The organism is Kitasatospora sp. NA04385 (assembly GCF_013364235.1).
In the GTDB taxonomy this organism is placed as follows: Bacteria; Actinomycetota; Actinomycetes; order Streptomycetales; family Streptomycetaceae; genus Kitasatospora.
The window spans coordinates 1982525-1996303 of record NZ_CP054919.1; the positions used below are offsets into that span (position 1 = coordinate 1982525).

The 13779-nt window shown below is 74.2% G+C and carries 8 protein-coding genes and 1 pseudogene; 4 read left to right on the forward strand and 5 right to left on the reverse strand.

Features of this window, described 5'->3' with window-relative positions; translation table 11 throughout:
• Positions 1-12: 12 nt before the first annotated feature.
• Positions 13-2118, reverse strand: a complete 2106-nt coding sequence (locus HUT16_RS08610) for an MMPL family transporter (protein ID WP_176187030.1) — start codon at positions 2116-2118, stop codon at positions 13-15.
• A gap of 333 nt (positions 2119-2451) precedes the next feature.
• Entirely contained in the window at positions 2452-3942 is a 1491-nt protein-coding gene (gene rpsA, locus HUT16_RS08615; RefSeq protein WP_030460063.1) for a 30S ribosomal protein S1, read from the reverse strand.
• 501 nt (positions 3943-4443) lie between these two features.
• On the opposite strand from rpsA, the gene HUT16_RS08620 reads away from it, so the two are divergent.
• Positions 4444-5349, forward strand: a complete 906-nt coding sequence (locus HUT16_RS08620; protein ID WP_254897716.1) for a class I SAM-dependent methyltransferase — start codon at positions 4444-4446, stop codon at positions 5347-5349.
• 5 nt (positions 5350-5354) lie between these two features.
• Positions 5355-8379: pseudogene (locus HUT16_RS08625) on the forward strand (ATP-dependent RNA helicase).
• 7 nt (positions 8380-8386) lie between these two features.
• Here the strand turns inward: HUT16_RS08625 and HUT16_RS08630 are convergent.
• The 3 genes from HUT16_RS08630 to polA form a co-directional block, all read right to left on the reverse strand.
• Positions 8387-8926 carry a hypothetical protein gene (locus HUT16_RS08630; RefSeq protein ID WP_176187032.1) on the reverse strand — a complete coding sequence of 180 codons (540 nt, stop codon included), beginning with the start codon at positions 8924-8926 and terminating at the stop codon, positions 8387-8389.
• Positions 8927-8997: 71 nt separating this feature from the next.
• Positions 8998-9576, reverse strand: a complete 579-nt coding sequence (locus tag HUT16_RS08635; protein WP_176187033.1) for a GNAT family N-acetyltransferase — start codon at positions 9574-9576, stop codon at positions 8998-9000.
• A gap of 41 nt (positions 9577-9617) precedes the next feature.
• Positions 9618-12347 (reverse strand): DNA polymerase I, encoded by a 2730-nt coding sequence (polA, locus tag HUT16_RS08640; protein ID WP_176187035.1) that lies wholly within the window; start codon positions 12345-12347, stop codon positions 9618-9620.
• 151 nt (positions 12348-12498) lie between these two features.
• Between polA and HUT16_RS08645 the strand changes: the two genes are divergently transcribed.
• Both HUT16_RS08645 and HUT16_RS08650 read left to right on the forward strand, forming a co-directional pair.
• Positions 12499-12951, forward strand: a complete 453-nt coding sequence (locus HUT16_RS08645; protein WP_176187037.1) for a PaaI family thioesterase — start codon at positions 12499-12501, stop codon at positions 12949-12951.
• A 96-nt stretch (positions 12952-13047) separates the two neighbouring features.
• Positions 13048-13740, forward strand: coding sequence for a hypothetical protein (locus HUT16_RS08650; protein WP_176187039.1), 693 nt, complete (start codon positions 13048-13050; stop codon positions 13738-13740).
• Positions 13741-13779 lie beyond the last annotated feature (39 nt).

The window sequence follows — 13779 nt, forward strand, 5'->3', positions numbered from 1 at the left end:
GTACGACCGGGCCTACGGCGCGCCCACCAGGCCGGGGCGCTTCGCCAGGCGTGGCGCGGGCAGCACCACGGGACGCAGCGGCGGCAGTTCGACGTGCTCGTCCAGGCCGATGACCCGGTGCAGGCGGCGCAGCGGGGCGGGCGCCCACCAGTTGAGGCGGCCGAACAGCGTCATGGTGGCGGGCACCAGCAGGGTGCGGACCAGGGTGGCGTCCACGGCGACGGCCACGGCCAGCGCGATGCCCATCTGCTTGACCATGAGCATCTGCCCGGCGGCGAACCCGGCGAACACGATCACCATCAGCAGCCCGGCCGAGGTGATGATCCGGCCGCTGCGCTGGAGGCCCAGCTCCACCGACTTGGCGCAGTCGTGGCCCTGGTCGTGCAGTTCCTTGATCCGGGAGAGCAGGAAGACCTCGTAGTCCATCGACAGCCCGAACGCGAAGGCGAACACCAGCACCGGGATCACCGTCTCCAGGCCGCCGGTCGGCGTGAACCCGAGCAGCGAGCTGAAGTACCCGTGCTGGAAGACCAGGGTCAGCGCGCCCAGCGACGCGCCCAGCGACAGCACGTTCATCAGCAGCGCCTTGACCGGCAGCACCACCGAGCCGGTCATCATGAACAGCAGCACCAGCGTCCCGGCCGCGACCAGGCCCAGCGCCCACGGGCCGCGCGAGCCGATCTCGTGCTGGAAGTCCACCAGCGAGGCCGCGTCGCCCGTCACGTGGGTGTCCAGCCCGCCGCGCTCGGCGCGCAGCTCGCCGACCACCCGCTTGGCCTCCGCGCCCTGCGGGTCGCCCTTGACCAGCACGTCCACGGTCTGCACGCCGTCCGAGACCGACGTCACCGCCCGGACGCCCGCCACGCCCGGCAGCGCCGGGACGACCTGGTCCGCGTACTGCTGCGCCTGCTGCCGCGAGCCCTCGACGACCACCTGGACGGCCGCCGGGGCCTGGTCCGGGAAGCGCGCCTCGACGCTCTCGGCGACCTGCCGGGACGAGAAGCTCTCGGGCAGCACGTCGGCGCCCGAGTTGCGGAAGTGCGAGCCCAGGAACGGCGCGCCCGCCGCCAGCAGCAGCGCCACGCAGGCCAGCATCACCGGGACCGCCCGGCGCTGCACCCGGCGCACCGTCCGCGAGAAGAAGCCCTCGTCCGGGACGGGCGCGGTCGGCGCCTTGATCTTCGACCCCATGAAGCCCAGCAGCGCCGGGACCAGCGTCAGCGCCGCCGCGACCGCGATCACCACCACGCTCACGCCCGCCGCCGCGACCGCCCGGAACACCGGGCTGGTGAACACGAACAGCCCGCTCAGCGCGACCGCCACCGTCAGGCCCGAGAACGCCACCGTCCGGCCGGCCGTGGCCGCCGTCCGCTCCACCGCCTGCGCGATGTCGGCGCCGTGGCCGCGCTCCTCCCGGAACCGGTTCACCATCAGCAGCGCGTAGTCGATCGACAGGCCCAGGCCCAGCACGGTCGCGATCGGCAGCACCGAGGTGTCGATGTCCATCAGCTTGCTGAACCCGAACATCGCCAGCAGCGCGCCGCCCACCGAGGCGATCGCCCCGATGCCCGGCAGGCCCGCCGCGGCCAGCCCGCCGAACACCAGCACCATCACGACCAGCGTCAACGGCAGCGTGACGATCTCGCCGAAACGGGTGTCCTTGGCGGTCTGGTCCTTGACCTCCTGCTGGAGCACCAGGTCGCCGCCGACCACGGTGTGCGCACCGTCCGCGTCGATCCCCGCCAGCCGGTCGGTGACCGCCGCCAGCTGCTTCGCCGTCGACCCGTCCGCCATCCGCACGCTCACCAGCGACGCCTTGCCGTCGCTCGCGGTCAGCTGCCCGCCGGTCGAGTAGGTGTCCGCCACCGAGACCACGCCCGGCAGTTGCGCCACCTCCGCGCTCGCCCGCTCGACGGCCGCCTTCACGTCCGCGGCCCCGACGGCCGGTCCGTCCACGACCGCGGTCACGGTGCCCTGCACCGGGTCCGCCGCCTGCACGACGGCCGTCCCGCGCGCCGACTCCGACCCGCCGTTGCCGGTCCCGGCCACCGAGCCCTCGAACACCCGCCCGCCGATCACCACCCCCACCGCGAGCACCAGCGCCCAGAACGCCAGCACCCAACGACGGTGCCGGAAACACACTCGCCCCAGAGCGGCCAAACGACCGGGAACCTGGGAGACCTGGACCTCTGCTGCGGTGGAGCGGGAGCTGCGCATGCGGGGAGCCTTTCGGACAAGTCCCCTCAATGTATGGGTGAGTACGCTTTCGTCCTATAGCCGGACGATGAGCCTCATCTCACAATTCCCTTCACATAAACGCCACTTAAGCACCACGCCCTGTGCACCCACCCGTGGGTGGGCGGGCAGAAAGCAGCGACCCCCCGCTCCAGGGAAACCCTGGGACGGGGGGTCGCTGTTCAGTCAGCTAGGCAGCCGCCGAAGCGCAGTGCTTCAGCTCTGGCCGCCGGCCAGCTTCTCGCGGAGCGCGGCCAGGGCCTCGTCCGAGGCGAGCGCGCCGGAGCCCTCGTCGCTGCTGGAGGAGTACGAGCCGCCACCGGAGACCGGGGCCTCCTCGCCGGCCTCGGCGGCGGCAGCCGCGTCGGCCTCGCGGGACTTGATGACCTGGGCCTGGTGCTGCTCGAAGCGGGCCTGGGCCTCGGCGTACTGCCGCTCCCACTCCTCGCGCTGCTTCTCGAAGCCGGGCAGCCAGTCGTTCGCCTCGGGGTCGAAGCCCTCCGGGTAGATGTAGTTGCCCTGGTCGTCGTAGGACGCGGCCATGCCGTACAGGGTCGGGTCGAACTCGACCGACGCCGGGTCGGCACCGAGGGACTCGTTGGCCTGCTTCAGCGAGAGGCTGATGCGGCGGCGCTCGAGGTCGATGTCGATGACCTTGACGAAGATCTCGTCGCCGACCTGGACGACCTGCTCCGGGATCTCGACGTGGCGCTCGGCCAGCTCGGAGATGTGGACCAGGCCCTCGATGCCCTCGTCCACGCGGACGAACGCACCGAACGGAACCAGCTTGGTGACCTTACCCGGGACGACCTGCGAGATCTGGTGGGTCCGGGCGAACTGCTGCCACGGGTCCTCCTGGGTCGCCTTCAGCGACAGGGAGACGCGCTCGCGGTCCATGTCCACGTCGAGAACCTCGACGGTGACCTCCTGGCCGACCTCGACGACCTCGTTCGGGTGGTCGATGTGCTTCCAGGACAGCTCGGAGACGTGCACCAGACCGTCGACGCCGCCGAGGTCGACGAACGCACCGAAGTTGACGATCGAGGAGACGACGCCGGAGCGCACCTGGCCCTTCTGCAGGGTGGTGAGGAAGGTCTGGCGGACCTCGCTCTGGGTCTGCTCCAGCCAGGCGCGGCGGGACAGGACCACGTTGTTGCGGTTCTTGTCCAGCTCGATGATCTTCGCCTCGAGCTCCTTGCCCACGTAGGGCTGGAGGTCGCGGACGCGACGCATCTCGACCAGCGAGGCCGGGAGGAAGCCGCGGAGGCCGATGTCGAGGATGAGACCACCCTTGACGACCTCGATGACGGTACCGGTGACGATGCCGTCCTCTTCCTTGATCTTCTCGATCGTGCCCCAGGCGCGCTCGTACTGCGCACGCTTCTTGGACAGGATGAGGCGACCCTCCTTGTCCTCCTTCTGGAGAACCAGGGCCTCGATCTCGTCGCCGACCTTGACGACCTCGTGCGGGTCAACGTCGTGCTTGATCGAGAGCTCGCGGGAGGGGATGACACCCTCGGTCTTGTAACCGATGTCGAGGAGCACCTCGTCACGGTCGACCTTCACGATGATGCCCTCGACGATGTCGCCATCGTTGAAGTACTTGATGGTCTCGTCGATCGCGGCGAGGAACGCGTCCGCGTCGCCGATGTCGTTGACCGCGACCTGCGGGGTGGTGCTGACAGAGGTGTCGGTGGGGCTCGTCATTAGGAAAAGGGCTCCGGTACGGACATGAAGTCGTAGGTAATGCCACGCGGAGGGCCCTGATCGCTCCCACCGAAAGCCGTGCAGGCCAGAGAACGGCCCACCGGAAGGACTCCCGCAAACGACAGGGTCCCGGTGTCCGTCTGACGACCGTGGGGTCTTCGACAGATGCGAGCGCGACCTGCTCCGTCCGAGGCGCGCAGGCCCGCAGCGCAACTTGTAGCATACGGGGACACCCAGGCACGGTCAACGTCGAAGCCGACGAGACGGTGGAGGCCGGGACGGATCAGGCCATATCCTCCGGTGGCGCGCCTGACGGCGGCTGGAGCACGGGCCCTACCCCGGATGCCACGGCCCGACCCGGTCCCCGTACGGGCCCGGCTCCGCAGCAGCAGCGCTTCCGCAAGCCCATAGCCTACTTGACGTCCCGCCCCGGCTTGCGCCAGGGGCCCGCCCGACCCGGCGCCCGCCGGGTCCTCCCCGATGCACCAGGTGACGGATTCCATGACCCACTCCACCCCCGGCGACGCCGAGCCCTTCGACTACGACCCGGCCGGGTACGACGTCCCCTCCTCCCCCGGGCAGCCGGACGAGGAGGAGGACGGCGACGAGGCGCTGCGCCGGGAGGCCGGCGAGCAGGAGTCGAGCCGGGCCAGCCGGCACTGGTGGGACCGGAACGCCGACGACTACCAGGACGAGCACGGGGAGTTCCTCGGCGACGACCGGTTCACCTGGTGCCCGGAGGGCGTCGACGAGGCCGAGGCCCGGCTGCTCGGCGACCCGGCCGGGCTGAAGGGCGCGGACGTGCTGGAGATCGGCTCCGGCGCCGCGCAGTGCTCGCGCTGGCTGGCCGCGCAGGGCGCCCGCCCGGTCGCCCTCGACATCTCCTACCGGCAGTTGCAGCACTCCCGCCGGATCGACCTGGGCCGCGGCCTGGAGCCCGTCGCCGTGGTGCAGGCGGACGCGGCGGTGCTGCCGTTCGCCGACGGCTCCTTCGACCACGCCTGCTCGGCGTACGGCGCGGTGCCGTTCAGCGCCGACACCGGGCGGCTGATGCGCGAGGTGCACCGGGTGCTGCGGCCCGGCGGGCGCTGGGTGTTCTCGGTGACCCACCCGATCCGCTGGGCGTTCCCGGACGAGCCCGGGGTGGAGGGCCTGACCGCCAGCTCCTCGTACTTCGACCGCACCCCGTACGTCGAGCAGGACGAGGAGGGCGTCGCCACCTACGTCGAGCACCACCGCACCGTCGGCGACCGGGTGCGGGAGCTGGTCGCGGCCGGGTTCACCCTGCTCGACCTGGTGGAGCCGGAGTGGCCGGAGGGGCTGGAGCAGGAGTGGGGCGGCTGGAGCCCGCTGCGCGGCGAGCACATCCCCGGCACGGCGATCTTCGTCGCCCGCCGGAACGGCTGAGCGCGGTGCGGACCGGGGGGCTCGACCTGCCCGTCGGCGCGGCGCTCCCCGCCCTGGCCGCCGCCCTGGACGGGCACGGCACGGCGGTGCTGTCCGCGCCGCCCGGCACCGGCAAGACCACCCTGGTGCCGCTCGCGCTGGCCGGCCTGCTCGGGGGCGAGCCGCGCCGGGTGCTGGTGGCCGAACCGCGCCGGCTCGCGGTGCGGGCGGCGGCCCGGCGGATGGCCTGGCTGCTGGAGGAACCGGTCGGCGCCCGGGTCGGGTTCACCGTGCGCGGCGAGCGGCGGGCCGGGCCCGGCACCCGGGTCGAGGTGGTCACCACCGGCGTCCTGCTGCAGCGCCTCCAGCGCGACCCCGAACTGCCGGGCGTGGACGCGGTGGTGCTCGACGAGTGCCACGAACGGCACCTGGACGCCGACACCGCGCTGGCCTTCCTGCTGGACGTCCGGGCCGCGCTGCGCCCCGAACTGCGCCTGCTGCTGGCCTCCGCGACCGCCGACACCGACGCCTGGGCCGAACTGCTGGGCGGGGCGCCCGTGGTGGCCGCCGAGGGCGTCACGCACCCGGTGCAGACGGTCTGGGCCCCGCCGCCGTCCGCCGTCCGGCCCGCGCACGGCACCAGGGTCGACCCGGCGCTGCTGTCGCACGTCGCGGCGACGGTGCGCCGGGCGCTCGCCGAGCGGGCGGGGGACGTGCTGTGCTTCCTGCCCGGCGTCGGCGAGATCGCCCGGGTGGCCGGGCAGTTGGACGGCGTCTTGGACGGCGTCGAGGTGCTGCAACTGCACGGGCGGGCCCCGCAGGCCGTGCAGGACGCGGCGCTGGGCCCCGGCGGGGGGCGGCGGGTGGTGCTGGCCACCTCGGTCGCCGAGTCCTCGCTGACCGTGCCGGGCGTGCGGGTCGTGGTCGACTCCGGGCTGACCAGGGAGCCGCGCACCGACCACGCCCGCGGCCTGTCCGCCCTGGTCACCGTCCGCACCTCGCTGGCCGCCGCCCGGCAGCGGGCCGGCCGGGCCGGACGCGAGGCCCCCGGCACCGTCTACCGCTGCTGGTCGGAGGCCGAGGACGCCCGCGCGGCCCGCTTCCCCACCCCCGAGATCGCCCTCGCCGACCTCACCTCCTTCGCCCTCCAGGCCGCCTGCTGGGGCGACCCCGACGCCACCGGCCTCACCCTGCCCGACCCGCCGCCGGCCGGCGCGATGGCCGACGCCCGCGAGGTCCTGCGCGCCCTCGCCGCCGTCGGCCCCGACGGCCGCCCCACCGACCGCGGCCGCGCCATCGCCCGCACCGGCCTGCACCCCGCCTCGCCCGCGCCCTGCTCGACGGCGCCCCGCCGTCGGCCCGCGCCGCGCCGCCGAACTCGTCGCCCTGCTCTCCGAGGAGCCCCCGCGCGCCCTCGGCGACGACCTGGCCGAGATCCACCGCACCGTCCGCCGCTCCCCCGCCGACCCGTACGCCCGCCGCTGGCAGGAGGAGACCCGCCGCCTCGAACGCGCCCTGACCGGCCCGGGCGGCGACACGGACCCGACGGACGGCCCGGACCACGACGGCACGGCGGGCACGGCGGGCGGGCCGGGCACGACGACCGGGACGGACCACGACGGCACCACCGGCCAGCCGGGCACGGCGGGCGGGACGGGCACGACGACCCGGACGGACCACGACGGCACCACCGGCCAGCCGGGCACGGCGGGCGGGACGGGCACGACGGGCGGGACGGGCACGACGACCCGGACGGACCGCGACGGCACGACCGGCCAGCCGGGCACGGCGGGCGGGACGGACCCGACGACCGGGATGGACCGCGACGGCACGACCCGACGGCGGACCACACCGGGCGGAACGGGCACGGCGGGCGGGACGGGCACGACGACCGGGACGGGCACACCGGGCGGAACGGACGCATCGGGCGGAACGGGCGCGACCGCCGGACCGCACGGCGGCGACCGCGCGGCGGAACGGCGGGCCGCCGGTGGCGCGCGCTCCGGCCGGGAGGCCGCTGCGGCCGGTGCCGTGTCCGGCGCGGCCTCCGGGCCGTCGGACGCCGTCGCGGCCGGGCTGGTGGTCGGGCTGGCGTACCCGGAGCGGGTGGCGCGGGCCCGGGAGGGCGGGGAGGGGGCGTACCTGATGGCCTCCGGGACGGCCGCGCAGCTGCCGCCCGGGACGCGGCTGCCGGCCGGCGGCTGGNTGGCCGTCGCGGTGGCCGACCGGCCCGCCGGGTCGCCCTCCGCCCGGGTGCTGCGGGCGGTCGCGGTGGACGAGGCGACCGCCCGGCGGGCGGCCGCGCCGCTGCTGGCGGCCCGCGAGGAGGTGCACTGGTCGGTGCGGCAGCGGGAGGTGGCCGCCCGGCGGGTGGAGTCGCTGGGGGCGATCGAACTGGCCGCCGTCCCGCTCACGGCGCCCGACCCGGCGCTGCTGCGGGCCGCGCTGCTGGAGGGCCTGGAACGGGAGGGCGTCTCCGTACTGCTGCGCTGGCCGCCCGCCGCGAGCGGCCTGCGCGAACGGCTCGCCTTCCTGCACCGGGCGATCGGCGAGCCGTGGCCGGACGTCGCGGACGCCGCGCTGCTGGCCGCCGCCGAGCAGTGGCTGGAGCCCGAGCTCTCCCGGGCCCGGCGCCGGGCCGACCTGGAGCGGATCGACACCGCCGCCGCGCTGACCCGCCTGCTGCCCTGGGCGAGCGGCCAGGCCGGACGGCTCGACGAACTCGCCCCGGAGCGGATCACCGTGCCCACCGGCAGCCGGATCCGGGTCGACTACGCGAGCGACCCCGAGCGGCCGGTACTGGCGGTGAAGCTCCAGGAGCTGTTCGGCTGGGCCGCCGCCCCGGCGCTGGCCGGCGGGCGCGTCCCGCTCACCGTCCACCTGCTCTCCCCCGCGGGCCGCCCGGCCGCCGTCACCGGCGACCTCGCCTCGTTCTGGCGCACCGGCTACCCCGCCGTCCGCGCCGACCTCCGCGGCCGCTACCCCCGCCACCCCTGGCCCGAGGACCCCACCACGGCGGAGGCCACCCGCCGGGCCAACCCGCGCAGGTGACGGCCGGTCAGGGGTGGGCCGGGAACGGCGAGGTGGGCTGCGAGGGGAGCCCCGCGGCCGGGCCGGGCAGCGGGATCCCCGTGAGGATCGGCCCGCACGCCATCAACCGGCCCTGGGCGTCGTGGTGGCAGTCCGGGTTCCGGCTCGGCGGGGTGTCGTCGCAGTTGCAGTGCGTGCCGGGGACGACCTCGGTGATCGGCGTCCTCGACGCCTTCGGCTTCCCGGCGGTCGGCTTCGACGTCGGGCCGGGCACCCGGTCGGCGCTCGGCGAGGGTGCGGCCGACGGCGACAGCGAGGGTGCCGGGGACGGTGCGGGCGGGGGCGTCGCGGTGTCGCCGGGCACGGCGCTGAGTGTGGCGCCGGGCGCGGCGCTGAGTGTGGCGCTGGGCGCGGTGCTCGCCACCGGGGCCGCCGGGACGGCCTGCGGCGCCGGGTCCGGGCGCGGGCCGGAACCCGGCACCGCCGCCCACACCGCCCCGCCGACCGCCGCGGCGGCCACCGCCGCCACGATCCCGGCCCGACGGCCCTTCCCCTGCCACGCCTTCACGGTCCCACCTCTGCGTTCGCACCGGTCGTTCGGTGCGCGAAGCATAGTGGCGGCCCACGGGGGCGGTGCGGTCAGGCCCAGTCCTCCGCCAGGACCGCCATGTCGATGTCGTCGATCCACTCGTCGCCGTACCGCAGCACCTGCCGCCGCACCCCCTCGACCCGGAACCCGGCCTTCTGGTAGGCCCGTCGCCCCCGGCCGTTGAAGGCGTAGACGGAGAGCGAGACCCGGTTGAGGCCGAGGGCGCGGATCGCGTGGTCGGTGAGCAGGCGGACGGCCTCGGTGCCGAGGCCGCGGTCGCGGCCGTCGGGGCCGAGGGCGATCCGGAGGTTGCAGGCGCGGTTGGGTTCGTCCCACTCGTTGAGGACGATCTCGCCGACGCCGCGGCCGGTGGCGCGGTCGACCACGATCAGGTCGAGGCGGTCGGTCTGCTCGTTGCGGGTGGTGTACCAGTCGACGACGCGGCGCTCCCTCGCCTCGTCCCAGACCGGGGGTGCGGGGGTGTGGGCGTCAGAGGTGTAGCGGAGCACGTCCGGGTCGTCGATCACGGCGCGGAGCATGGGGAGGTCCTCTTCCGGCCGCACGGGCCGCAGCAGGACCTTCTCGCCCACCAGGGTGGGCTTGTCGGCGAAGGTGGTGGTGGCGGGCATCCGGCCAGTCTCGGCGGACCGGCCGGACGCCCGCAACGTGATTAGTGCGCGGCGGTCTCCCAGTTCGGGCCGGCGCCGACCGAGACGTCCAGCGGGGCGCGCAGCGGGTACGCACCGGCCATCTGCTCGCGGACGAGCGCCTCGACCTGCTCGCGCTCGCCGGGGGCGACCTCCAGGACGATCTCGTCGTGCACCTGGAGCAGCATCCGGGTGGTGAGGCCGGCCGCGCGCAGGGCCTCGTCGACCCGGAGCATGGCGATCTTGACGATGTCGGCGGCGGAGCCCTGGATGGGGGCGTTGAGGGCCATCCGCTCGGCCATCTCGCGGCGCTGCCGGTTGTCGCTGGTGAGGTCGGGCAGGTAGCGGCGGCGGCCGAGCAGCGTCTCGGTGTAGCCGACGGCGCGGGCCTCCTCGACCACGTCGTGCAGGTAGTCGCGGACGCCGCCGAAGCGCTCGAAGTAGGTGTCCATCAGGCCCTGGGCCTCGGCGGGCTTGATGCCGAGCTGCTGGGAGAGGCCGTACGCGGACAGGCCGTAGGCGAGGCCGTACGACATGGCCTTGATCTTGCGGCGCATCTCGGCGTCGACGTCGCCGGGGGCGACCGAGAAGACCTGGGAGGCGACGGTGGTGTGCAGGTCCTCGCCGGTGGTGAAGGCCTCGATCAGGGCCTCGTCCCCGGAGAGGTGGGCCATGATGCGCAGTTCGATCTGCGAGTAGTCGGCGGTGAGCAGCGTCTCGTAGCCCTCGCCGACCACGAAGGCGCGGCGGATGGCGCGGCCCTCCTCGGTGCGGACCGGGATGTTCTGCAGGTTCGGGTCCTGGGAGGAGAGGCGGCCGGTGGCGGCGACCATCTGGTTGAAGGTGGTGTGGATCCGGCCCTGCGGGGAGACGGTCTTGAGCAGGCCCTCGACGGTGGTGCGCAGCTTGGCCTGGTCCCGGTGGCGGAGCAGGATGACCGGGAGCTCGTTGGTGGTCTGGGTGGCGAGCCAGGTGAGCGCGTCGGCGTCGGTGGTGTACCCGGTCTTGATCTTCTTGGTCTTCGGCAGGCCGAGGTCGCCGAACAGGACCTCCTGGAGCTGCTTGGGCGAGCCGAGGTTGAACTCGCGGCCGGCGGCGGCGTGCGCCTCCTCGACGCAGCGCTGGATCTCGGCGGCGAACTGGGACTCCAGGCCGCGGAGCCACTCGCGGTCGGCGGCGATGCCGTGGCGCTCCATCCGGGCGAGGAGCTCGGCGATCGGCAGTTCCATGTCGTGGAACAGCTCGACCGCGCCGACCTCGGCGAGCCGGGTGTCGAACAGGACGGCGAGGTCGTGGACGGCGCGGGCCCGGGTCATCAGGGCCTGGGCGCCGGCCGTCGGGTCGGGCTCGTCGGAGTCGAAGCTGAGCTGGCCGGTCTCGGTCTGGGCGGCGGGGGCGAGCGAGCGGCCCAGGTACTCCTCGGCGAGGACGTCGAGGGTGAAGGCGCGGCGGCCGGGCTTCTCCAGGTAGGCGGCGAGCGCGGTGTCGGCGGTGACGCCGGCGAACTGCCAGCCCTGCTCGGCGAAGGCCCGCATCACCTGCTTGGCGATGTGCAGCGCCTTGGGGCGCTTGGGGTCGGCGAGCCAGGCGGTGAGGGCGCGGTCGTCGTCCTCGGCGAGCGCGGCGGGGTCGAACCAGGCGGCGGCGGTGCCGGTGGCCAGGGCGATCTGGTCGACCTTGCCGGTGCCCAGGGCCCAGGTGTAGTCGGCGGCGAGCGCGGTGCGGGCGTCCTCGCCGGTGTGCTGCTCCAGCCAGGCGGCGAGCGCGCCGGGCCCGGTGAGCAGGTCGCCGTCGACGGCGGGGCCGGCCGGGACCTCGACGGCGGCGGACTCGGCGCCGGCCGGGTCGATGCCGGCCACCCGGTCGCGGAAGTTGGGGTTGCGGAACTCCAGCGCCTCCATCAGCCGGGCGACCTCGTCCTTGTCGAACGGGGCGCGCTCCAGGTCGGGGACGCCGAGCGGGAGTTCGACGTCCCGCACCAGCTCGGTGAGGAAGCGGTTGCGCTTGACGGAGTCGAGGTGCTCGCGGAGCTTCTCGCCGATCTTGCCCTTGACCTCGTCGGCGTGCTCGACCAGTTCGGCGAAGGAGCCGTACTGGTTGACCCACTTGGCGGCGGTCTTCTCGCCGACGCCGGGGATGCCGGGCAGGTTGTCGGACGGGTCGCCGCGCAGGGCCGCGAGGTCCGGGTACTGGTCGGGGCGGACGCCGTACTTCTCGGCGACCTTCTCCGGGGTGTAGCGCGTCAACTCCGAGACGCCCTTGGTGGGGTACAGGACGGTGACGTCCTCGGTGACGAGCTGCAGGGAGTCCCGGTCGCCGGTGACGATCAGCACCTCGAAGCCCGCGGCCGCGGCGGCGGTGGCCAGGGTGGCGATCACGTCGTCGGCCTCGAAGCCCTCGGCGGTGATCCGGGGCACCCGCATGGCGTCGAGCAGTTCGCCGATCAGCGGGATCTGGCTGCGGAACTCGTCCGGCGTGGCGGAGCGGTTGGCCTTGTACTCGGGGAACTCGACGGCCCGGAAGGTCTGCCGGGACAGGTCGAAGGCCACCGCGAGGTGGGTGGGCCGCTCGTCCCGCACGGTGTTGGCCAGCATCGAGGCGAAGCCGTAGACGGCGTTGGTGTGCTGGCCGGTGGCGGTGGAGAAGTTCTCCACCGGCAGGGCGAAGAAGGCCCGGTAGGCCATCGAATGCCCGTCCAGCAGCATCAGCCGGGGCCGTCCGGCCGCACTCTTACCCGCACCCTGTGTCGCCACGTCCCGATCCCGTCCTGCCGGTTGCACTGCCTCCCCGATCCTAGGGCGTGACCAGGACATCCCCGGTGCGGCGCGGAGGACCTCCCCTACCGCCCGGTAGACAGTCGTACGATCGACGCGCAACGAAGCGAACCCGGAAGCAGGGAGCACCATGACCGACGCGTCGCCCGTACTGAAAGTGCCCCAGGACGTGCTGGACCACTTCGCCAAGCTGGGGGTGAGCCAGGAGACCTTCTCCGGCGGGCACCTGGGCGAGAAGCTGGGCATCACCATCGTCGAGGCCTCGCCGGACCGGGTGGTCGGGACGATGCCGGTGGAGGGCAACCAGCAGCCGTACGGGCTGCTGCACGGCGGGGCGTCGGCGGCGCTGGCCGAGACGCTGGGCTCGATCGGCGCGATGCTGCACGCCGGGCCGGGCCGCTACGCGGTGGGCGTGGACCTGAACGCGACGCACCACCGCTCGGCGACCTCGGGCCTGGTGACGGGCGTGGCGACGGCGGTGTTCAAGGGGCGCACCGCGGCGACGTACGAGATCGCGGTGACGGACGACACCGGCCGCCGGATCACCTCCTGCCGGCTGACCTGCATGCTGCGCGACCTCTAGGCGCACGTTTCCAGGCGCACGCTCCTCCTCCGCGCCCCCTCGTGGTTTGGCCGTTCCCCGTCAGGGGCAGTCTCGGCTGGACGAGGGGGCGCCGCCATGTCCGCAGAGCGCGAATCACCGCAACCGCCGCGGGGGGTCTGCGGGTCGGTCGGCCCGGTCGAGCCGGGCGAGGGCGCCTGGGCGCCGCTGGTGCTGCGCCCCGGGCCGGCTCCGGACGGCCCGCCGCGGCTCCTGACCGCTCGTCAGAGGTGGCTGCTGGCAAGTTTCTTGCTCCTGGGGGCGGCGGTGCTGACGGCCCGGCAGGTGGCGAACTACCCTGAGCAGGCGGCGAACTCGCCCCCGCCGCAGCGGCAGGTGCTGCCCTTCCCCTCGCAGTCCACCCGGTTCGAGTACGTCGGCCCGGTCCCGGCCCGGCAGGAGTCCTTCGCGCTGGAGCTGGCGGTGCACAACACCGGGCCCGGTCCGGTGGAGGTGCTGGGGGTGCGGCAGGGCCTGCGGGGCCTGACCGTGCTGGTGTCGGGCTGGCTGCCGCGGACGGTGCCGCCCGGCGGGGCGGTGTCGCTGCGGTTGGGGCTGCGGGTGACGGACTGTTCGGCGATGCCGACGGACACGCCCCTGCCGCTTCTGGATGTAACGCTGCGTAACACGCGCGCAATGGAGACGGTGAGCCCGCTCCTGGACGGCCCCTCCGCCCCGAGTCTCTCGTCGGCGCTGCACACGGCCTGCGGCGGCACCGATTATCGGACGCTCGCGACCACCCCTCCGACGCCGGACAAACCCGTCCGATAATCGGAGATCCTGGTCGTGACCAGGGAGTTGAGGAAGGGG